Raw genomic sequence first — 22,187 nt, forward strand, 5'->3', positions numbered from 1 at the left:
GTTCCATTAGTTTTTAACATCGAATAAATTTGCTAAATGTGCAGCGTCTGGCTGTCTGTTTTTGCTAAGTAAGCTAACAATAATATAGGTTAACATAGCAATAATAAATGCTGGTATAACTTCATGAATATCTTTAAGGGCATCATAATTAAAGCGAAAAACAAAGCGCCACACAATATTGGTCAACATGCCCATAATCATAGATGCCATAGCCCCAAGGTCTGTCCCCCATTTTAAATACAGACCCCCAAAAATAGCAGGAAAAAAACTAGCCGCAAAAACTGCACCGGCAAATGCGGTCAGCTCCACAATACCTGCCATAGGATACAATGTCATTAAGAAAACGATAACGCAATAGATACCCATAAACCATTTGGTTCTAGGAATAATTTTAGACTCTTCCATGGGTTTGGCAACATGCCAGATGTCTTTTACAAACGCAGTTCCAATAATAATAATTACCGATGCCAGAGAGGACATTCCCGCCGCAAACAATCCCGCTACACAAATACCGCTTACAAGCTTGTTATCAAACTTATCCAACATAAAACCAACTACTTCATCCGTATGGTTAATCAAGTAGTTTGCCTCATCAATAGACGCCATTCCATGAACCAAAGCTCCAAGCCCCATTACACAAACTAAGGAAATCCCTAAAAACACAGGTGTCCAAATCATGGCGAATCTCATGCTTTTTGCATTGTTGATAGAATAGAAACGTATTAAGTTTTTGGGCTCTGATATTTGTTTCATACCTACAGCTAGTCCAATTCCTATTATGTACAGGAAGGAAACAAGTTCACCAAAGGTTACCAGGCCGGATTTAATAGGTGTGCCAGATTTAGTTAAATGCTCAGTAGTTGATATGGCTTCAAAAAGCTGGTCTACCCCCCCAACATATACAAATGGTATGGCAAGCATTAAAATAGCAACACCGAACATTATAATTCCTTGAAGGGCATCGGTCCAAAGAACACTATACATCCCCCCCCAAATTGTATATGCGCAGGTAACGGCAATAATGGCAAATGACCCGTATTCATAGGGGATATCCAAAACAGCGGTTAACACATGCGCGCAACCCTTTGCAATACCAATCATGTACCAAAGGGTGGCAAAAAGGATAATAACAGCAGAAAGCACCCGTATGCTTTTTGCCAAGTTGCTCTTATATCTTAAATGAAAATAATCTGGTATGGTAAACGATTTTAATCGCGCTGTTTGGAATCGCATTTTGGGCCCAAGCAACTGCCATGAAATAATGCAGAAGAAGGTCCAAATTAAACCCATCCAAGCCCATGATAATCCGTATTCAAAAGATTTTCCGGCTTGGCCTATATAAGTATTGGTGCTTGCAGAGGTTGAGAAAAACGCCAAAGAAATCACCCATCCTGGTATTTCACGTTTAGCCACATAAAAACCTTCAACACCTTGAGAAGCCTTTTTTTTAAAAAACCAACCAATATATAGGCATCCACCCACATAGATTGTCGTTAAGATAAGCGTTACATAATGTTCGAAAAAATAATCCATTAGTGTTCTGGGTTATGGTCATTATTGTCAACGGTAATTTTTCTTTTGGCAACAAGTATGGCATTGGCAATTACCAATACTAAAATCCCAAGATACGGGAACCATGTGAGTAGATCCATTTTTCGTTGTTATTTGGTTTGGTTAAAATAGTTTTTTGACTTCGTTTTTAGTGACTTTTCCCAACACATTTCTAGGGAGTTCTTTGACCAACACATACTTTCTAGGAGTTTTATATGCCGGCATTTGGGTTTTAATCCATTTAGAAAGTGCTTTGGTATCCAATTCACTGGAAGGAGAAACAATACAGGCCGCTATAAGCTCGCCCCATTCCTCATCAGGCAAACCAACTACAGCACAGTCATTTATTTGCTCGTGTTTACGTAGTATGTCCTCTATTTCCAGAGCCGATATTTTATAACCACCAGATTTAATAATGTCAACACTGTCCCTGCCTAGAATTTTATAAAGTCCATTATTGAGCATACCAATATCTCCTGTAATGAACCATCCGTCCTCTGTAAATGCTTTTTGTGTTGCCTCGGGCTTTTGCCAGTATTCCTTAAACACACTTGGGCCTTTAATTTGGAACTCCCCCGGCTCGTTTTCCTTTACTTCATGATTATTGGAATCAACCAAGCGCATTTCAACACCTGGTAATGGTAAACCTACATGGCCTGGTCTACGCTCCCCACGGTAGGAGTTGGAAAGGCCCATTCCAATTTCGGTCATGCCGTAACGCTCTAAAAGGGTCTGGTTAGAAATGCTCCTCCATTTTTCAAGAACAGGAACAGGCAATGCCGCCGAACCAGAAACCATAAGGCGTAATTTAGAGGCAGCTTCCGACAGTTCTGCTTGTTCTTTTTCATTTGTGCTTTCCCAGAAAGAAATTAATTTATAATATATCGTCGGCACGGCCATAAATAAGGTAAGTCTGCCAGATTTAATAATATCCCAAACCTTTTCCGCATCGAACTTGGGCAAGAACTCACAACAGGCACCACTCCAAAGAGCACAACTCATAACATTTATAATGCCGTGAACATGGTGCAATGGTAATATATTTAAAATGTAATCATCTTTTTCCCATTCCCAAGCATTTACCAAGGTTGTTATTTGAGCCTCTATGTTGCCATGGGTTGTTACCACACCTTTAGGTTTGCTTGTAGTGCCACTGGTATATAATATCATTGCTCTACGGCTTGGCTCCAATTTTGGCATCGCTTTGGAGTTTTGCTTAAGGATACTTTCCAAAGTAACCAATGTTACACCAAGAACAGACTCTAATGGTTTTAAGAACCCAATAAAATCTTCGTGTGCAATAACAACCTCTGCTTGGGTATCTTCCAAAACGTATTGGATAGATGGTAATGGGTGCAACACGCATAAGGGAACAGCTATGCCGCCCGCTTTCCATATGCCCCATTCAACAGCAGTGTATTCAAATGAAGGTGGAACCAAAAAAGTAATTCGACCTTCGTTTAGGTCAACAGCGTCATTTAACAAATTGGCAGCAACAGCGTTTGAAGCTGTAATAAGGTCTGCATAAGTGTAATCTTGATTATTGGAGTGGATAGCTTTTCTATCCTTAAACCTATCTGCGCGTTCAAATATGGATAACATGCGTTAAATATAAGTCTTAATATAGGTTTTACAAATAGGAATTAATTTTCGTTAAGGTTCTAGGGCAAAAGCAATAATTGTATTACCCTTTTTTGTGCCTAGTTTTTCACCACCACATGCTATAGCTATAAATTGTTTGCCATTTACTTCATACATTGCAGGGGTTGCAAAAGCTGGAGCTGGCAATTCAAATTCCCATAAGATTGCTCCTGTTCCTTTGTCAAAGACCCTAAAAAAACCATCTCTAGTTGCAGCAATAAACAATAATCCGTTTTGTGTTACCACCGCACCCCCATAATTTTCGGTTCCAGTTCCAACGCCTTTTTCACCTAGCTCTGGTGTACTCCCAAAAGGCACAGACCATTTATATTCACCTGAGTTTAAGTCAATGGCATGCATTGTTCCCCAAGGAGGATTTATTCCCGGAAGCCCTTTGCTATCTAAAAACTTGGTATACCCAGTATGCTTATAAGGCACAGCCTCAACTTCTGGTTTTGATGTATTTTCGATTATAGTATGTTGTATCTCTTCATTATATAAAAATCGAAGTAAGGCATTTGTTTCAATGTCAGAAAGTTGTGGAAAGCCTGTCATCATCCCTTTTCCATTTTTAATAATATGGGTAACCTCTGATTTCTCTTTCTTCAATCCGATATCAATTAACGATGGGAACCCACTATCCTTATTTCCTTTTCGATCTGATTGATGACAACTAACACAATAATTACCGTACAGCGCCTCTCCTAAAGGCTTATCGTTATTGTCGACTGTATTCTCCTTCATTTGCAATACCCAAGCCATTTCATTTGAATTCACATAGATGATTCCATCATTTGGATCTGCTGATGCGCCGCCCCATTCAGCAGCCCCATCGTATCCCGGCAATAAGAGTGTTGGCGATGTACTTGGCGGCGCATACATGCGTTTTTCGGCATTTTGAAATAGTCCCAATAGTTCGTCCTTGTTTTCTGCAAATGGACTAATATCATTCTCGGTTAGATGTTCTGACACCCTGGCAAAAGGTTTGGGTTTTACCGGAATTGGTTGGGTTGGCCAGGCTGATTCCCCCTTTAGGTTAGAAGCGGGCACTGCAACTTCTTCAATATCAAACAATGGTTCTCCATTGAGCCTATTAAACACATAGACATAGCCTTGTTTCGTTACTTGGGCAACAGCGGGTACTTTTTCACCATTTCGTTCAACGTAAAGCAGATTAGGTGGTGCTGGGGGATCACGATCCCAAATATCATGATGGGTAAATTGAAAATGCCATATTCTTTCTCCTGTATTGGCATTAAGTGCCAATAGTGAATTTGAGTATAAGTTTTGGCCCTCACGTACACCTCCATAAAAATCTGGGGCGGCGGAGCCTGTTGGGACATAAATAATCTCGGCTTCTTTATCGACTGCCATACCTGCCCAATTGTTGGCGGCACCTATTATTGGACTTTTATATGCTGTAGTGTCTTTCCACGTTTCATACCCGGTCTCACCTGGATGGGGAATCGTGTGAAAAATCCATTCTAATTTGCCCGTTACTACATTAAAGGCCATAATGTCTCCTGGGGCTGCGCCAGAACCTTCTGAAATGCGCAAGGGCATTACAATCAAATCTTTAAATACGGTTCCCGGCGTATTTGAAATCACAAATTTATCCTTTGCACTTTCTGGCATACCAGAGCGCAAATCTATACTGCCATTATTTCCAAAGCTTGAAATTGGTTTACCGGTTAAGGCGTCCAAAGCAAATAAGTTTGCCCCTCTTGTACATAAAATACGTTTATCATTGCCCTTTTCCCAATAGGAAACACCTCTACTTGTAGAATGCCAGACTTTTACCGAATCGCCAAATTGCCAAAGTTCCTCACCTGTACTCGCATTTAAAGCGATTACACGTAGTGCTGCGGTAACGCCATACAGTATAGAATCTATTATAATGGGGTTCATTTGCATTTGCCCCCAGTCTTGTGCCTCATAAGCCCAAGCAACTTTAAGCTGGCTTACATTTTCTTGGGTGATTTCAGATAATGTTGAAAAATGACTTCGGCCTGGGTCGCCTAAATAGGAAGACCATGTAGTATATTCATTTTTAGAGGTGTCCATTTTTTTCGTGTCTGAACAACTAACGAATACTCCAAAAATAACTAGGCATAAAAAAAAACTACAGTGGTGTTTCAAAATCATTATTAAATGTAAATAAAATTTTTAAGCCTAAAAGAATTCTATGATGCTCTTACTTGGAATGTTTCACGTTGCTTACAATTGAACCGTTAAGTCTTCTCTGCCCATTATAAATCCATTTTCTAAACCCAAGTTGTAATGCTCGCTTTTTGGATTTATTAATGGGTTCGTATGGTTAAAGCGAATGAAAAGACATGGGTTTTTTAGTTAAACACTTAATAATGTGCTTTTTATAAGCCTCATTGGCAAGACATATTTCTATATTGGTGGCGGTAATACGCAAGGCTTTTTCACCAAACACCCACTTATGTGCCTTATAAGCCCCCAAATCAGACCCTTTGTAAGTAAGGATTTATAAGTATATTTAGATTTAAACAAATAGCACATGCCAAAGACTACCTCTAATTTATTCGCAATTTTATTATTTGCATTTGTATTTTCATGCGGATGGGCCCAACAAAACAAGCCGAATACAGAATGGACAGAAATGTTCAATGGAAAGGATTTGAGAGGATGGACAACCAAAATTCACCATTATGATGTTAACGATAATCATGGGGATACCTTTAGGGTAGAAGACGGCATCATAAAGGTTAGGTATGATCGATATGAAGGTGATTTCAACAATCGCTTCGGACACTTATATTACGATGTGCCCTATTCCTATTTTCATTTATCAATGGAATATCGATTTGTGGGAGAACTTCACCCAGGCGCACCTGATTATACTTTAAAAAATAGCGGGGTTATGTTTCACTCACAGGACCCCAGAACTATTCTAAAAGAACAAGATTGGCCTATATCGGTAGAAATGCAATTTTTAGCGGGTATAGAAGAAGGCACCGAACGCCCTACAGGAAACATGTGTTCCCCTGGGACCGATGTGCAATTTGAAGGCAAAATAGACCCAAGGCACTGTATCAATTCCAATTCAGATACCTATTTTGGCGACCAATGGGTAAAGGCAGAACTGATTGTCTTGGGAGATTCCGTAATTACCCACATCATTAATGGAAAGGAAGTGCTTACATATACTAAACCTCAAATGGGAGGGGGTGTTGTTAACGGATTTGACACGGCTATTTTTAAAGCCGGAACGCCATTAAAAGAAGGCTATATTGCTTTACAAAGTGAAGGTCAACCCATAGATTTTAGGGATGTGAAAATTAAAAACTTAAAGGGATGTATGAATCCCAATGCCAAAAACTATAAGTCTTATTTTGTGGCATCTGACCCTAAAAGTTGTATCTATAATTAACGATTACCCAAAAGGGCACCATACTTAGATTGGTTACCCAACAATTCTGTAGCGGCTAAAATAGCCTCGTCATTGCTTAAGTAATATTTGTATAATCCGTTGCGGTAGAAATATCGTTTAACAATTTCATCTTCCAGATTTTTCTGCACTTCATCTTGATATTTGTCCAAGGCGTTTATTTTGCCTTTTTCTATGTTGGCAAGTAAGATTTTGTAACTATCCCTGACTTCGCTGCCCAAGAAATCGTTTTCATCGCCAGACAATGCTTTTTTGATTTCTTTTTCTGCTTTAGTTTCAAACGAAAAATCACTTGCCCTAACAAAGGACTTAAAGCTATTAAAATCTGTATTGGAAAATTTAAATTCACCCACATCTTTAAGGTTGTTGGAGTAAAAATAATCTGTGGCATAATCAAAGATTACATTATTTTGAAGCAAGGCCATAGTAAGGTCATTTGTTTTTACGGTTGCAATTTCAATATCAGGCAATACACCACCACCATCTTGAACCTTTCTGCCGTTTCTTGTGGTAAAATCATTGAATTGGGTATTTCTAACGGCATTCCCGTTATCATCCCTGTTCCAGTAATCGAGTGCTTGAATACAACGACCAGAGGATGTATAGTATCTGGAAATGGTTACTTTTAATTGTGTACCATACGTAAGTTTCAAAGGTCTTTGAACCAAACCCTTGCCAAAACTTCTAGCCCCCATTATTACGGCCCTATCCAAATCTTGAAGACTTCCTGAAACAATTTCACTTGCCGATGCACTACTGCCATTAACCAAAATAACTAAAGGAATATCTGCGTCAACTGCCGTATTATTTGTTCTATATTCCCGGTTAAACTTTTTTACTTTGGATTTTGTGGTTACGATCAACTCGCCTTTTGGCACAAATAAGTTGGTAACATTAATGGCTTCGGATAATAAACCTCCTGGATTATCACGAAGATCGAGTACGATTTTTTCTGCACCCTTACCTTTTAGATCCAATAAAGCAGATTTGGTTTGGGAAGAGGCTTTTGCATTAAATTTAGAGAGAACAATATACCCAGTGTTGTCATCTATCATACTATAAAAAGGAACGGCATCTACCTCTATACCCTCTCTAGTGATGGTTGTGCTGCTAATTTTACCTTGCCTTTTGTAGATAATAGATACTGAAGTCCCATTTGCACCTTTTAAAAGTTCACTGGCGTTATCATCAAAATCAGCAACTTTAATATCGCCAATTTGTATGATTTGGTCGCCTGCTTTTAAGCCCGCCTTATCTGCCGGATAACCCTCATGGGGCTCTACAATTAGCAATCGGTCCTTATAGGTTCTTACAAGCGCCCCTATACCTGAATATTCACCTGCATTGTTTATACGGTAAGATTCTACATCCTGTTCATTTAAAAACTTGGTATAGGGATCAAGGTCCTCCAACATATTTTTAATGGCGGTATCCATTAATTCTGCCGGATTGGTCTCATCTACGTAATTCATGTTCAGCTCCTTGAATAACGTAGTGAAAATCTCTATTTGTTTCGCTATTTCAAAAAAGTCGCTTTTAAAACTGCTCCCAACAACAAGAAAGGTAATTGCCAGTAGCGGTATAAGAACTTTATTGCGTATTGTTTTTTTCATGGATCTGGGCATTAAATTTCCTTAAAAGAAGCGGCATTTTGGACGCTAGATTTTCAAAAGTGGGCATTTCTTTACCAAGGTATAAAAATAGAAACGTAAACTTTCCTTGTGTATTGTTAAAAACCAGGGCTTTGTTAAGCCTATATGTTTCACGGAGGAGCCTTTTTATCCTATTTCTTTTAACGGCACTTTTAAAATTCTTTTTAGCCACGGCAACGGCCGTTTTAATTTTAACCTCCTGGTCGTCATTTTTTAGGTATATCAATTTTAACGGATATACCGATATACTGTTCCCTTTTGCAAACAATTTACTTATCTGTGTTTGGCTTTTTAGCTTTTCCTTTTTCCCGAAAGAAGCACCGTCTTTAAGAGTTGAATCTCCCATGTTTGTTTTAAGGATGGCTATTGTTCCTGCCAAATATTGTTTTCCGCATTTACATCTGCCATAAGTTGTGATGGATCTATCAAAATAGCCTTAATACTAGAAACGGCTTTGTTTAAGGTAAATTCATAAGATGGATAGGCCCATGCCCAATCAGTTAAAACGGCACGATCAAGAGCAGGGTATGGATTTTCCTTTTCACCACGCATCATTTGCAATGGCACATAAAAAGTTTCTTGGCTACCATCATTATAAACAACCAAAATATCCAATGGCATGGGCATTAAGCCAATACGTTCTAAAGTAATCTTGGTTTGTCCTTCATTTTCCTCTACCGATTTTATGCCATAATCTATCGTATTGGTAGTCTGGGTCCAATCTGTCAAATACCAATCTAGTTCCATACCAGATACTTTTTCGGCAGTTCGTTTTATATCGTTTGGAACAGGATGTTTAAATTTAAAATCGGAATAATACCTTCTCAAGGTTTCCATTAGTTTATCTTGACCAATAATGTAGCCAAGCTGAGATAAGAATACAGAACCCTTGCTGTAGGCAGATATGCCATACGCAAAGTTTAGGCCGTAACGATCTGCATAGGTAGATTGCGGTTGTTCCTTTCCAGACAAGGCCAAATTGTAATATCCTTTATAAGAATTTTCAAAAGGGTTGTCTTTCTTTTGGTCCATGATTTCATTCATACATAAAGTAGAAATGAATGAAGTAAACCCTTCATCCATCCATTCATGTTTTGCTTCATTTGTTGCCAAGAGGTGTTGAAACCAAGAATGCGCCATTTCATGTGCCATTACTCCGACAAGACTTCCAAACTTTCTTTCCCCGGTTATTAAGGTAGACATGGCATACTCCATGCCGCCATCACCTCCTTGTATCACTGAGTATTGTTCATACGGATATGGCCCTATATTTTTATTAAAAAATTGCATGGCCTCAGCGGTTTTTGGCTGTAATTTTTTCCAGTTGTCTATTATATCTGGATTGTTTTTATAAAAAAAGTGCAACATTGGCCCATTCTCTACTTGCAAGGTGTCATGCAGATATTCAGGGTCTGCTGCCCACATAAAGTCATGAACCATAGGCGCCTTAAAGTGCCATGTTAAGGTTTTACCTTTTTGCTTTTTTACTTTCGTGCCAGGCGCCTCATAACCGTGGCCTATTTCTTGAGGGTTTTGAAGATAACCCGTACCACCTACAGTGTATTCCTTATCCAAGGTAAGTTTCACATCAAAATCTCCCCAAACACCATGAAATTCACGTGCTATATACGGGTCTGCATGCCAACCTTCAAAGTCATATTCTGCCAGTTTTGGATACCACTGGCTCATAGAAAGAGCCACACCTTCTGAGCTATTTCTGCCAGAACGTCTAATTTGTAAAGGCACTTGACCGTTAAAAGACATTTGAAAGACAGTTTTTTCACCAGGCAGAATCGGTTTTGCCAGAGTAACTACAAGTACAGTTCCCTCTTCATTAAAATCAACTTTTTGCCCATCTTGGGTTAAAGATGTTGTATGTAGAAACCCTGTTTCATTTTCTTTAAGAACAGCAATTCGGCTTTTTTCATCCTGAGTAATCATTCTCTTGTCCGGGTCTTGAATAGTCTGAAGGCGTATATCCATTTCACTCCCTGGTTGAAAGGCATTAAAGTATAGGTGGTAGTAAACCCTATGTAACACATCAGGTGAGTTGTTGGTATATACCAATTTTTGCGTGCCATCATATTGGAAATTAGTTACATCCATGGTTACATCCATAGTATAATTAACATGTTGTTGCCAGTAATTTGTTTGGTTTTGCGCTATGCCTTTAGCTACAAGACTAAAAACCAGGACCATTGATAGGTATAATCGTACTAAATTCATCTTTTTCTTTCTATTATAGTTGTAGTTGACCTTTACTTACTTTATTAGCCATAATTAATGCATTATAGGCATTTGCTATTTTACCGGATGTTGATATTTCGGACAAAGAGGCACTATTGGATGGGTCTCCGCCTAAAATCACTTTGGTCTTTATTGGCAACCCAGAAGCAAGGATTATTTTCTTTACTTGTGACGCTGTTAAATTAGGGTATTGTGAAAATAAAAGTGCAGCTAAACCCGCCACGGCAGGAGAGGCCATTGAGGTTCCCGGGGAATACTCATAAGTGTCGTTTGGATATGTAGAATAAATGTCTGTTCCAGGAGCAAAAATATCAACGTTTATTTTTCCGTAGTTAGAATATGACGCAACCAATTCAGACCCGTAGTTTGGATCTAATGCACCAACCGTAATAACATTATCGGAAAACTCTATTCCATTGTCTATTTGGTCATTGGGGTAATTAGGATTTGAGGGATCGTCCAAATTTGCGCCATCGTTACCCGCTGCATGAACAAAAAGCACATTATTTTCCGCGGCATATTTTATAGCATCATATACCCACTGTGCTTTTGGGGAATAAGCCTTGCCAAAACTACCATTAATGACCCTGGCGCCATTATCTACAGCGTAGCGAATTCCACGCGCAATATCTTTGTCATACTCATCGCCGTTTGGAACGGCCCTTATGCTCATAATAGCGACATTATTGGCTACGCCGTTGGCACCTATGCCATTGTTTCGCTCAGCCGCTATTATGCCGGCCACATGGGTGCCGTGACTTTCATCCTCTACCCTATTATTTGGGTTGCCATTGCCATAATTGATATCGCTTAAATCGTAAGGGTCATCGCCAACGATTTCTCTTCCATTAAAATCTTTGTTAAGATTATAGTTTACTTGATCTGTAAAATGTGCTATCCCCAACCCCAGTTCCTTTAAAATTTCTGGAATGCTATCTTTAATGGATAACATTTGCGTAAGAATGGCCACATTACGTTGCATAGTTTCTGTAGTAGCCTCGATACCCGCAAGATCTTGCTTTGTATATGTTTCTTTTCCCAAATGCTGTCTAACCTCTGCATCCGCACCTTTTACTGCCTGTAAAATTTGCTCATACTGCTGTTTGTTTTGCAAAGCTTCATTATACCCTTTTTCCAATTCTGTCTTTGCCTTGGTCAAGGTTGCTTGATCTCCAATATTTAAACGCAACATTCTAACATATTCTAGCTGCTCGTTGTAAGACTCACCCAAAAAGTTATAACCATGTATATCATCTATGAAGCCATTGCCGTCATCATCTTTGTTGTTACCTGGTTTTTCCCTCGTATTGGTCCATAGTACATCATCCAAATCCTCATGGCCTAAATCTATACCAGAATCTAAAACCGCAACAATAACCTTACTGCCCTTTTTATTTTTAATTATTTCAGAATAAGCTTTGTCAACACTCATTCCCGGTATGGTATCCGTTGCTAAATCTAAATGCCCCCAATTTTTCTTTTCCGTTTCTGTAAGCTCTGCCACTTTTAACGGCACAGTATCTATGTTTTCGACTGGAGTTAGGATTAAACCACCTGTGCTTCCACAACCGATTAAGGCTGTAAAGGAAATAGTTAATACTAATTTTGAAATATTACTTGTCATGTACGTCTTAAATTGTTTTTGTTATAATAATTTATATTGATTTTGCCGCTTGAAAAAATGACAGCTTAATTAAAAAGTTCATTAAATGTGAAAATTTGATTTAAGCGAATGCCTTTTTCTGTTTGTTTTAAAGTACAAATCTGATTGTGCGCATCGTGCTCAAAGAAAAGATAATAATCGTTTTCAACAGCATCATTTAAAAAAAATTCTTTTTCCACTAAAGTAAGGAGGGGCCTTGTGTCATATCCCATAATATACGGCAGGGGAATATGTCCCACGGTCGGTATTAAATCGGCCATAAAAACCAATGTCTTTCCTTTATATCTTATCTGGGGCAACATTTGTTTTTCAGTATGGCCATTTACAAATCGGATATCAAAACGAAATTCAGGACTAGCAATAATTGAATCGTTTTGAATTTGCCCTGAAGAGATAAATTTTAATTGACCACTTTCTTCCATGGGCAACAGATTTTCTTTTAAGAAAGAAGCTTTTTCCCTGGCGTTCGGTTTGGTTGCCCACTGCCAATGGTTTTTATTGGTCCAGTAAACAGCATTTTTATATGCTGTTTCATAACCAGTTCTATCCTTATTCCATTGGACACACCCTCCACAATGGTCAAAATGCAGATGGGTCATAAAAACATCGGTGATATCATCTTTATGAAAACCAAGTTGTGCAAGAGAATTATCTAAAGTAAAATTACCCCAACGATGATAATAACCAAAAAACTTGTCTGATTGCTTGGTTCCTAGCCCTGTATCTATTAAAATAAGTTTATTTCCATCTTCAATCAATAAGCTTCTTGCAGCGACATCTATTAGATTATTATGGTCTGCGGGATTTGTCCTTTGCCAGATAGTTTTAGGAACAACACCGAACATGGCACCGCCGTCCAATTTAAAATTTCCTGTCTCTATGGGGAATAGATTCATTTAAAATTATGAAATATATAATTCCGAAAATAGTTAAAAATGCATGGGAACAACTAGTATTTAAGAGTTTTTAACGCAAATCAGATAAAGGCCCTTGTTTTCAAAAACCGAAGATGTGATTTGGTTAGGCATTATTTATTAGCACATTAATAGAGTGATGGGCTAAAGGTTTGGTCAAATGATTCTCTACATCAACACAATTTTTAGCTCTTTCTATATCAAGTGGATCAATAGATGAACTTAGGATATATACTTTGCACCTGTTTTTAACCTCAAGGGGTAATTTAGAATACTCTTCCATAAATTGAAACCCATCCATAATAGGCATTCTAATATCTAAAAATATAAAATCAGGGAAGGAGTCGGGAATATCCACTAATTCTTTTAAAAATTCCAAGGCCTCTTTACCTGAGGACCTAACAAATATTTCAGAGATAAAATCAGATTTTGAAAGGACAGCTTTATTAATAAAATTATCTATTTCAGAATCATCTATCAATAGAATTTTCTTCTGGGCCATTTTTTTGTTTTAAAGATTTATTGGGTAATGTAATCACAAAGGAGGTTCCTTTTTTTAGGATTGAATCTACCTCTATGTTGCCATTTAACTTTTCTAATATTTCACTAACAATATACAATCCAATGCCAGAACCCATAACTTTAGAAGATATCCTATAAAACATATTAAAAATTTTGTCCAAATGTTCTTTTGCAATACCTAGTCCATTGTCACGTATTTCTATAGTTGCATTCTTTTTAGTGGTTTTTATATGTATCCAAATAGAAGGTTGTTTTTTAGCTAAATCATGATATTTTATTGCGTTTGAAATAAAATTGTTCAAAACCACAGCTATCCTCTTTTTATCAGATATAAAGGGTGTGTCGTTCTCAATATTACATACCAATTTTATTTTCTTGGTGTTTTCGAGGTACCAAAGACTATTGAATGCATCGTCAATTAAGGTACGAAAATTTATTTTTTCTAATTGAACTTCCAAATGTCTATTTTTTGAATACTCAATTATATCCTTTATGAAATCGTCCAATCTCATAATAGAACTTTCCATCATCCGCAGTTGAAGCAATCGCTCTGGTTCCTTTTCATCTAACACCATTATGTTTACCAAGCCAAGAACAGATGTTAACGGCGCCCTTAGTTCATGGGAGGCACTATAAACAAAGCTATCTAACACAGAATTGGTTTTTTTAAGCTCAAGATTCTGTGTTTCCAACCTTTCTTCTGCTTCTTTTGTGAGGGTGATGTCTACAGCGGTTCCTTGGTACCAAACAGGCTTATTGTTTTCGTCTTCAACAACTTCCATTTGAACAAGGACATGTTTACAAGACAGATTTTTGTGCGCTATTCTATAGGTGAATGGACTAATATCTTTTGAGGAAATTTTTTGTGCCAATATTTCATTATGCCTAACCCAATCGTCTGGGTGAACCAATTTTTCTGTAAAAGCAACAGTAATTGGTGTGCCTAAAGGAACATCATATATTTCATACATGCGATCAGACCATTCAATGTTTCCTGATTCCACATGCCAATTCCAATATCCAATCTTACCGATACGTATGGCTGCATTCATTTTATTCTGTAACGATACAATTTCTTTTTCCGCCTCTTTTCTTTCGGTAAGGTCAAATGCCACTGCACCTATTCCTATAGGCTCATGGGTGGTATTGTCATTAATTAAAAAGGCAGAAAATTCCATTGGCACCAGTTCATCTGATTGAATGTTTTTAAGGTAGGTCTCCCCGTGCCATGAACCTTTTTTAACAATCTGGGGTATATATTCTTCCTTTATGACTTCTTTATAATCCTCTTGGAAAATATTTAAAATTGAAAAATCATTAATATTCACATGAGAGGGTATACCTACTAACTTTCTGCCTGCTTCATTTAAATACAGGGGCTTACCATTTAAATTGGCCAACCCAATAAATCCTTGACTGTTCTCAATTATTGAAATCAACTTTTGGTTTTCTTGGTCTGCCAGTTTCTGTTTTGTAATATTTTTAAAATATATGGTTGTCCCTTCTTTTGAAGGATAAAGGTGATTAGCTATCCAAGAATCAAATTCATCATGATATTGTTCAAAGTAGGTGTATTTCTGATTTTCAAGGGCATCAACAAATATTGGATAGGCTTTACTATTTGCAAACTCAGGAAATTCAGCCCAAAGGTTTTTGCCAATTAACTCTTTTGGTTCTCTAGCAATTATCTTCGCCGCCATTGCGTTTATATATATAAATGTCCAATCTTTGTCAAAGGCAACAAAGGCGTCAGAAATCCGTTCTGTTAATTCCCTATATTTTTTTTCGCTTTTGGCAATTTGTTCCAATGCTTTTTCCTTTTCGGTGACATCTCGAAATATCCCTTGTAAAGTTTTATTGGGCAACATTTTTACATTGGCATTTACCACAACCTTAGTCTTGTCTTTTTTTACAAGTACCCTTCTTGTGCGAATTGTTTTGCCTGCATTTAATTCGGCAAATTTAAGCGGAACGGATTTTAAATTTTCTGGATCAATTACATCTGCAACATTCATGTTTAATAATTCTTTACTTGAATAACCAAGCATGTTGCAGATTTTTATGTTTACGTCTATAAAATTTGCGTTGGGATCCATTAGAATAATGCCGTCAGAGGCATTTTGTACAAGCAACCTATATTTTTCTTCGCTCTCAATTATTATTTTTTCTGCTTTTTTAGCCTCCGTTCGGTCTATAAAAGTGGATAGAATATATTTTTGGTTATTAAAATCATACGTTTCGGCAGATGTCAACAAATGTAATAGGTTACCACTTTTGGTTTTAAAAACAATATCCATGGTTTCTATTTTGCCATATAATTCTAGGGCTACAATTGCCTTGTCCCTTTTTTCGACGCCCGCTTCAGTTATTAAGTCCAACTCATTAATAGACTTGCCTTTTATTTCATCAAGCGACCAACCAATTAAATTTAAAAAATAGGTATTGGCATCTACAAACCTTTGTTGTAGGTCTAGAATCGCCATTCCTACTGTATTGTTATTAAAGGCCTTGCTAAATTTCTGAAGGTTGTTTTGAGCGAGTAACTCAAGTTTTTTTCGTTCTGTAGAATCCCGTACGATACCCTGTATGGTTTTGTTTGGAAGCATTTTGGCCTTAATCTCACCAAAAAATGCGGAACCATCTTTTCGGAACATTTTACTTTCATTTAATACGGTGTTGCCTTTTACAATTTCAGTAAATTTTATGGTGTTCTTTGCTAATTCGTAAGGCGTAGAAAGATCTGTTAAATTTTTTTGTAGCAACTCCTCTTTATCGTATCCAAACATATCTAAGCCAACGAGGTTAACATCTATGATATTACCCTTTAGATCTGTTATAAAAATACCATCAGATGCTTGCTCTATAAGGGTTTTATATTTTCTTCTACTTAGATTCAAGAGCGATGTCTTCTCATCAACTAGTTTTTTAAGTTTCAAGGGTTGTCTTAAAAGGAAAGTAACGTATGTTCCCGCAAGAATTGAGAGTGCAAAACCAACAATTCCGAATATAAATATGGTAGATAAGATTGAACTACTGTTTGAAATTACATATAGTTTCCACTCGCCTTTACGGGTGGTAATGGGAATGTTAAATGCTTTATCAATAGCAATATCTCCAGAAGAGAAAAATACTTCTTCGGAATAGTCAGGGTTTACTTTTGATAATTGGTATGAAAACCGACCTTTTCCTAAAGAGTCTTCTGGTATGGCACTTAATAATGTGGGAAGGTCAATAACAGCAGCAGTAAAGCCAATAAATTCATTTCTGTTAAATATAGGTGTTCTGCTTACAAATCCAGAGCCACCTTGCTTTAGCCTAATGGGACCAGTCATAAAATAGTTTTTACGCTCAATAGTTTCTAAAGCACCGTCTTTTCCAATAGAATCTTTTAGAATATTAAAACCGATTACTTCATTTCCCTCTAGTGGATACACGTGTGTGATGATGCCTTGTTTATTAACTAGTTCCAAGGCGTTAATCTTATTGTTGGTTTTTAATAGAAGGAGGGCAATGCTATCAAAATTTTTAGGAATGCCATAATTCTCAACAATAAACGCTAATGTTTGTGTTGTGTTAAAACCCTGGTTAAGAACGCTTTGCAGTTCTTTTTCTACCCCATAGGCATGCCGCCTAATTTCTTCTTGGCCAATACTTTTAAATAACAAATAGCGCTGGTAGGTAAAGAATTGGGTAATCAATAAAATGAGGAGAAATATAAAAAACCCTGTTAATACGGGTATTTTAAATAATACATTTTTAAAAAGTTTAATCATTTTTTATCATGTATTTGCACACGGCATTTAATTTGGGCTTATTAGGGAATATTTCTTTAGAGTAAAAAAGGCAGATTAAATATTAGTGTAGACGACTATTTAAAAATCAATTTTTGGGGCATAATTGACTTTTTTAAAAAAAAAGAAACTATGAAGAATCGCCAAGTCTAACTTATACCAAATCTGAATTCTATATAGAATAGTCATAAAAGTAAAAAAGTTTGCTTAGTTAAGATGGGTTTTTACTAAAAATTGTCAGTAAATGTTTACAATTTTTTCTTGTTAAGCACCATAAACTGATTTCCAAAACACAGAGAGCGTTCACAATAAAAACTATAACATTCAAACATCACAAGGTTCTACGGTTACATGTATAACTTTCAAGAAAAACCATCGATTCGATGGTAGAAAACTTTTCATTTTAGTCCAGTCCTTATAATTTAAATAAAACCTTTCCATAAACTTTGGATGAATGGGAAACCTATATCTGGACTATTCAATTTTGGGTCTAATAAAATTATCTGACAATACGATAGAATTTTTTTCCATGTCAAGCTAGTCTAACTCTTCTAGTTTGTTTTCTACAGGGATAACGAAATAAAACCTACTGAAAACCTTGGTTTATTAAGAATATATCATCATTTTGGTATGCTATTAAAAAGCCTATTTTTAGCGCTAACTTCAAATTGAATTGAAAAAATTAGAACGTAGCTTATCACTAACTTCAGTTGTCGCAATTAGTATCGGAGGAATGTTGGGCAGTGGAATATTTGTACTTCCCGGCATAGCCGCAGCAAAAACAGGATCTTCTGTTTGGCTAGCCTATCTGTTAGCTGCAATATGTATTTTGCCAGCTGCTTTATCAAAGTCAGAGTTAGCAACGGCAATGCCATCCTCTGGGGGAACCTATGTGTATATCGAGCGGGCCTTCGGCCCTCTTTTTGGTACTATTGCGGGTATAGGTCTTTGGTTATCATTGTTGCTTAAAAGTGCTTTTGCCCTAGTCGGTTTTGGTGCATACCTGACTATTCTAATTAATATAGAAGCAGGTCTTACTAAATACGTAGCCCTTATTTTCTTAGTGTTGATATTGTTTTTGAATATTTTAGGAGTAAAAAAAGTAGGAAAGGTTCAAATTGTAATTGTTTCGATAAGCCTGTTAAGTCTTGCCTTAATTTTGATTTTCGGACTCCCTAGAACGTCCTCTGAACTTTTAGATCCTTTTTTACTTAATGGTAATATGGGTTTGTTTACTACTGTAGCATTCGTATATATTTCTTATGCTGGTGTAACCAAGGTCGCAGCTATTGCCGGCGAAATCAAGAACCCAAGCGTAAACCTGCCCAGGGCTATGATTTTATCACTCTTTATAATGACCACAATTTACGTGGTTGTGGCTTTTGTGTTGGTAGGGAACCTACCGTTAGAAGAATTAAAAACAGACATTAAACCAATTTACACTATTGCCAATCTATTGGGCGGGAGTGTTATTGGTTATATAGCGGCAATCGTGGGGATAATCACATTAATTTCTATGGCTAATTCCGGCGTATTGGCAGCTTCTAGATTTCCTTTTGCTATGGCAAGGGATAAATTGTTGCCAGATTTTATGTCAAGAATACACTCAAAATATTTAACCCCAGTGGTAACCATTGCCATGACGTGTTTTGTTATGGCCCTGGTCATTTTGTTTTTAGATGTAGAAAAGATTGCAAAATTGGCCAGTGCCTTTATGGTAATGATGTTTATTTTGGTAAATGCTTGCGTTATTGTGTTGAGGGAGACTTCGGCACAATGGTACGCACCACCTTATAAATCGCCTTTATATCCTTTTGTTCAATTATTTGGAATTGGAAGCGGCATCACATTATTAATAGTATTGGGATTAGGACCTTTAACAGCCATAGTTGTAATTCTTGCAATAGGTTTTTTAATTTATTTTTATTTTGGGAAAAACGCTACCAGAACTGGTATTTTAAGAAAATATGGTCATAGACCAGCATTATACCTTTTTTATAAAAGAAAGGGAAAAGGCCAGATAACCTACAGAAATAATCAATCGGAGGTTTTACAGAATCTAGACGGTAAATTAGCTTCAGATGCGGGGGTGGTAGTGCCATTGCTTGGCAATGAGACCTCGCCCGAAATGCTGGTAGAAATAGCTGCAGCACTTAATAAAAGGGATAAGATACAGGCCGTAAATATTACCGAAGTACCAAATCAAACGTTTTTGGATGCTATGGTAGGGGAAAGTCCTACAATAGCTTCTTTAGAGCGGCGAATTTCCCAATTGGCAAAATCAAAAAACATTATCATAGATTTTGAAGCCGCAGTTACCCATGAAATATCCGACACCATTCATGAACTGAGTAACCAGACACATTGCGATTGGTTAGTAATGGGCTGGAATGGTAGAGCGCATAATGGTATTTTGGTAAGTAACCCAATAGGTTGGTTATTGACCAATATCAATTCTGACTTCGCGCTATTTAAAGATGTTGGGGTGCGGCATATAAGTAAAGTGCTTCTAGCGCTTAGGCCTGGCCGAAAGGATAAGAACTTTATTGCTGTAGCCGATAGAATTTGTACTTTTTATAATGCATCACTAACCTTACTTCATGTAGTTTCAGAAAATATGAACGAGGAAGATGAGTATGCCATGCGAGATAATTCATTGAAGTTACTGCAAAAAGTACATACTGATAGTTCGGTTATGATTAAAAGAGACAATGATTCAATAGGGGCAATTTCCAATATTTCTGCTGGCTATGATTTATTGATTTTAGGCACACCTCAAAAGGATAATTGGCTTAGTGTTTTATTTGGTACGGGTAAGGATAAATATACAGAGAAATCTGCCTGTTCCGTTTTAAGGCTTACGATGAAAGATCATTGATTTGATTTTAGGTCAAACGATATAAAGTTTGGTTAAATACTTATTTTTACCCAAAACATATAGGAATGTTAGAACTGGCAGGTATCATTATTTTGGGAATAATAGCACAATGGGTGGCTTGGCGCTTAAAGTTGCCTGCTATTTTACCCTTGATTCTTATTGGCTTGTTGGTTGGCCCATTTTCTACACTTTATACAGAGGATGGCTCAAAGCTGATAGAACCGATATGGAATGGGGAAAAAGGGTTGTTTCCCGGCGAAGGGCTTTATTATTTTGTTTCACTAGCCATTAGTATTATTCTGTTTGAAGGAGGGTTGACCTTAAAAAGAGCGGAAATCATAAATGTTGGACCAGTTATAACAAAACTTATCACCCTAGGAAGCGTGGTTACTTTTTTTGCTGGTGCGGTTGCGGCACATTTTATTTTTGAACTAACCTGGCAAGTATCCTTTTTGTTCTCAGCACTTATTATCGTTACAGGGCCAACGGTAATTACACCAATATTAAGGAACATTCCCCTTAAAAAGGATATCTCTGCCGTTTTAAAGTGGGAGGGAATACTAATAGATCCTATTGGTGCCCTTGCAGCGGTTTTGGTCTTTGAGTTTATCAGTGTTGGCGAAGGCCAAGCATATACGAAAACTGCATTAGTAGAATTTGGCAAGATTCTTTTGTTTGGATTTACATTTGGATTTACGTTTGCCCATGCCTTGGCCTTTGCCATAAAGAAAAATTTTATACCGCATTATTTACTTAATGTGGTTTCCTTGTCTGTCGTGTTACTTGTATTTGTGGAGTCTGATGTTTTTGCACACGAATCTGGGCTATTGGCCGTAGTGGTTATGGGCATGGTATTGGGTAACATGGACTTGCCAAACATTAAGGAACTTTTGTATTTCAAGGAATCTTTAAGTGTTTTATTGATATCTATCTTATTCATTCTACTTGCAGCCAATATAGATGTGCAAGACTTAGCCTTAATCTATAACTGGAAAACAGCAGGGCTATTTGCTTGTATAGTATTCGTCATAAGGCCTTTGGGTGTTTTTTTAAGTGCTATGGGCTCCAATTTAAAGTTTAATGAGAAACTATTTGTAAGTTGGGTTGGACCAAGGGGAATTGTGGCTGCGGGTATAGCATCTTTATTTGGGTCTAAATTAATTTTAAAGGGAGAGCCGGGCGCAGAGTATATTACGCCACTGGTATTTATGATAGTATTGGGAACGGTACTGTTGAACGCTACCACTGCAAGGTTATTTGCCAAGATGGTAGGCGTATTCCTTAAAAAGTCTGAAGGGATTTTAATTCTTGGAGCCTCTAAAGTCTCTAGGCTAATTGGGGAATATATGCACAAAAACAATAGGCATGTTGTTTTAATAGACAATAACCAGACCAATATTGACAAGGCTAAAAAATTAGGGTTGGAGGCTTTTTCTGCCAATATATATTCAGATTCACTGACGGATAATATAGAGCTAAATGATATTGGCTACTTAATGGCTTTGACAGGTAACTCAGAAATTAACAAATATGCCATTACCAAGTTTGAAAAGCAATTTGGCGAAAATGGCTCTTTTAGGTTGGTTGACGCCGAAGAAATGAACGATCCTGAGAACAACCCAAAAGAAGGGCTTTTTTCCCACACAGATGACTTTATCAAGTTAACTGAAGCTGCGAGAAAGAATCCATTTATCCATGAAATTGATTTAAAGGATACCGAACACTATGAAGGGTTGATTGAGATTACCAAGGCAGACGAGGATATCATCCCTTTATTTTTAAAAGCACCAGACAATAATATTACCATTATACCGGCATTTAGTAAGGAGTTCACAGATATCAAAGAAGGCTATAAACTAGCGTATCTAGGTAAAAAGTTCCCTGTTGACAATAACGGAAAAACGGAGTAA

13 protein-coding genes are annotated in these 22,187 nt (G+C 37.2%); 3 read left to right on the top strand and 10 right to left on the bottom strand.

From position 1 onward, the window contains the following. Positions 1-6 precede the first annotated feature (6 nt). From ACOCEA_RS04725 to ACOCEA_RS04735, 3 genes are all read right to left on the bottom strand, one after another. Positions 7-1,533: a sodium:solute symporter family protein gene (locus ACOCEA_RS04725; protein WP_420755062.1), complete on the bottom strand. Its 1,527-nt coding sequence runs from the start codon at positions 1,531-1,533 to the stop codon at positions 7-9. 141 nt (positions 1,534-1,674) lie between these two features. Beyond that, positions 1,675-3,153: an acyl-CoA synthetase gene (locus ACOCEA_RS04730; RefSeq protein ID WP_420755063.1), complete on the bottom strand. Its 1,479-nt coding sequence runs from the start codon at positions 3,151-3,153 to the stop codon at positions 1,675-1,677. Between the two features lie 51 nt (positions 3,154-3,204). After that, positions 3,205-5,256 (bottom strand): outer membrane protein assembly factor BamB family protein, encoded by a 2,052-nt coding sequence (locus ACOCEA_RS04735; RefSeq protein WP_420755064.1) that lies wholly within the window; start codon positions 5,254-5,256, stop codon positions 3,205-3,207. Positions 5,257-5,719: 463 nt separating this feature from the next. Between ACOCEA_RS04735 and ACOCEA_RS04740 the strand changes: the two genes are divergently transcribed. Continuing rightward, the gene (locus ACOCEA_RS04740) at positions 5,720-6,592 is read left to right on the top strand and encodes a 3-keto-disaccharide hydrolase (RefSeq protein WP_420755065.1); all 873 of its coding nucleotides are present in this window, start codon (positions 5,720-5,722) and stop codon (positions 6,590-6,592) included. Here ACOCEA_RS04740 and ACOCEA_RS04745 read toward each other — a convergent pair. The 7 genes from ACOCEA_RS04745 to ACOCEA_RS04775 all read right to left on the bottom strand — a co-directional run bounded on the left by ACOCEA_RS04745 (position 6,589) and on the right by ACOCEA_RS04775 (position 17,381). Beyond that, positions 6,589-8,223: a S41 family peptidase gene (locus tag ACOCEA_RS04745; protein WP_420755066.1), complete on the bottom strand. Its 1,635-nt coding sequence runs from the start codon at positions 8,221-8,223 to the stop codon at positions 6,589-6,591. The genes ACOCEA_RS04740 and ACOCEA_RS04745 overlap by 4 nt on opposite strands. Then, positions 8,201-8,608, bottom strand: coding sequence for a ribonuclease P protein component (gene rnpA / locus ACOCEA_RS04750; RefSeq protein WP_420755067.1), 408 nt, complete (start codon positions 8,606-8,608; stop codon positions 8,201-8,203). Before rnpA ends, ACOCEA_RS04745 begins: the two co-directional genes overlap by 23 nt. 17 nt (positions 8,609-8,625) lie before the next feature. Next, positions 8,626-10,461 carry a M1 family metallopeptidase gene (locus tag ACOCEA_RS04755; protein WP_420755526.1) on the bottom strand — a complete coding sequence of 612 codons (1,836 nt, stop codon included), beginning with the start codon at positions 10,459-10,461 and terminating at the stop codon, positions 8,626-8,628. 40 nt (positions 10,462-10,501) lie between these two features. Beyond that, a complete protein-coding gene (locus tag ACOCEA_RS04760) occupies positions 10,502-12,133 on the bottom strand; it encodes a S8 family peptidase (RefSeq protein WP_420755068.1) in 1,632 nt (543 codons plus the stop codon). Between the two features lie 65 nt (positions 12,134-12,198). Next, positions 12,199-13,068, bottom strand: coding sequence for an MBL fold metallo-hydrolase (locus tag ACOCEA_RS04765; RefSeq protein WP_420755069.1), 870 nt, complete (start codon positions 13,066-13,068; stop codon positions 12,199-12,201). Positions 13,069-13,192: 124 nt separating this feature from the next. Beyond that, entirely contained in the window at positions 13,193-13,588 is a 396-nt protein-coding gene (locus tag ACOCEA_RS04770) for a response regulator (RefSeq protein ID WP_420755070.1), read from the bottom strand. Next, on the bottom strand, positions 13,557-17,381 hold the full coding sequence (locus ACOCEA_RS04775; protein WP_420755071.1) for a PAS domain S-box protein: 3,825 nt from the start codon (positions 17,379-17,381) through the stop codon (positions 13,557-13,559). Before ACOCEA_RS04775 ends, ACOCEA_RS04770 begins: the two co-directional genes overlap by 32 nt. A 691-nt stretch (positions 17,382-18,072) precedes the next feature. Here ACOCEA_RS04775 and ACOCEA_RS04780 point away from each other — a divergent pair. Continuing rightward, complete coding sequence (locus ACOCEA_RS04780; protein ID WP_420755072.1) at positions 18,073-20,277, top strand: amino acid permease; 2,205 nt, start codon at positions 18,073-18,075, stop codon at positions 20,275-20,277. Between the two features lie 65 nt (positions 20,278-20,342). Then, on the top strand, positions 20,343-22,187 hold the full coding sequence (locus ACOCEA_RS04785) for a cation:proton antiporter (RefSeq protein WP_420755073.1): 1,845 nt from the start codon (positions 20,343-20,345) through the stop codon (positions 22,185-22,187).

Source organism: Maribacter luteocoastalis, assembly GCF_048890225.1.
GTDB lineage: Bacteria > Bacteroidota > Bacteroidia > Flavobacteriales > Flavobacteriaceae > Maribacter > Maribacter luteocoastalis.

Excerpts from the sequence above, each read along its gene's own strand:
- ACOCEA_RS04725 (WP_420755062.1), bottom strand. The coding sequence starts at position 1,533 with ATGGATTATTTTTTCGAACATTATGTAACGCTTATCTTAACGACAATC.
- ACOCEA_RS04730 (WP_420755063.1), bottom strand. The coding sequence starts at position 3,153 with ATGTTATCCATATTTGAACGCGCAGATAGGTTTAAGGATAGAAAAGCT.
- ACOCEA_RS04735 (WP_420755064.1), bottom strand. The coding sequence starts at position 5,256 with ATGGACACCTCTAAAAATGAATATACTACATGGTCTTCCTATTTAGGC.
- ACOCEA_RS04740 (WP_420755065.1), top strand. The coding sequence starts at position 5,720 with ATGCCAAAGACTACCTCTAATTTATTCGCAATTTTATTATTTGCATTT.
- ACOCEA_RS04745 (WP_420755066.1), bottom strand. The coding sequence starts at position 8,223 with ATGAAAAAAACAATACGCAATAAAGTTCTTATACCGCTACTGGCAATT.
- rnpA (WP_420755067.1), bottom strand. The coding sequence starts at position 8,608 with ATGGGAGATTCAACTCTTAAAGACGGTGCTTCTTTCGGGAAAAAGGAA.
- ACOCEA_RS04755 (WP_420755526.1), bottom strand. The coding sequence starts at position 10,461 with ATGGTCCTGGTTTTTAGTCTTGTAGCTAAAGGCATAGCGCAAAACCAA.
- ACOCEA_RS04760 (WP_420755068.1), bottom strand. The coding sequence starts at position 12,133 with ATGACAAGTAATATTTCAAAATTAGTATTAACTATTTCCTTTACAGCC.
- ACOCEA_RS04765 (WP_420755069.1), bottom strand. The coding sequence starts at position 13,068 with ATGAATCTATTCCCCATAGAGACAGGAAATTTTAAATTGGACGGCGGT.
- ACOCEA_RS04770 (WP_420755070.1), bottom strand. The coding sequence starts at position 13,588 with ATGGCCCAGAAGAAAATTCTATTGATAGATGATTCTGAAATAGATAAT.
- ACOCEA_RS04775 (WP_420755071.1), bottom strand. The coding sequence starts at position 17,381 with ATGATTAAACTTTTTAAAAATGTATTATTTAAAATACCCGTATTAACA.
- ACOCEA_RS04785 (WP_420755073.1), top strand. The coding sequence starts at position 20,343 with ATGTTAGAACTGGCAGGTATCATTATTTTGGGAATAATAGCACAATGG.